The organism is Vibrio sp. 2033, assembly GCF_033339735.1.
In genome coordinates this window covers 1-500 of record NZ_JAWOVC010000929.1, presented here as the reverse complement: position 1 = coordinate 500, position 500 = coordinate 1, and the positions used below count along the sequence as shown (strand labels likewise).

Genomic DNA, 500 nt, shown 5'->3' with positions numbered 1-500 from the left:
TGGTGGACGTGAAAGCGACCAACAACAAATTGGTCGCGCGTGCTGCTCGCATTGTTATGCAGGCGACGGAGTGCACTAAAGAAGAGGCAACCGAGGTACTTAAGCAGACCAATTATGAGGTGAAACTGGCGATCTTAATGATCTTGACCGATCTTGATATCGAGTCCGCACGTCAGCACCTTCATCATCAAGACGGCTTCTTGCGTAAAGCGGTAGAAAGCCATAAATCAAACTGACCTAATGTAAGAAGGTTGGACAGTAAAAAGGTGGCTCATGGGCCACCTTATCTTTTTGCCGGAGCTGATACATCAAACATCAATCCCCATCATACAACCACTCATCAAATTCGCGATTTAACTCGTTATTCACCTTACGCTTGATCTGGTCTGGATCAGTGGCATTTTTAACGCGTTCCACTTTATTCGTGTACTGGCTTGTCGCCTCGTTTACTTCCCGTTTCATTTTGTTTTGCACGTAAGTCCCGTTGGTGAGATCTTCAA

Annotated in this window: 2 pseudogenes; one reads left to right on the top strand and one right to left on the bottom strand. The window is 45.8% G+C overall.

Annotated features, from left to right (window positions below):
* Positions 1-236, top strand: a pseudogene (murQ, locus tag R7P74_RS29880) (N-acetylmuramic acid 6-phosphate etherase); the annotation flags it as partial.
* Positions 237-315: 79 nt separating this feature from the next.
* Here the strand turns inward: murQ and R7P74_RS29875 are convergent.
* A pseudogene (locus tag R7P74_RS29875) lies at positions 316-500 on the bottom strand (hypothetical protein); the annotation flags it as partial.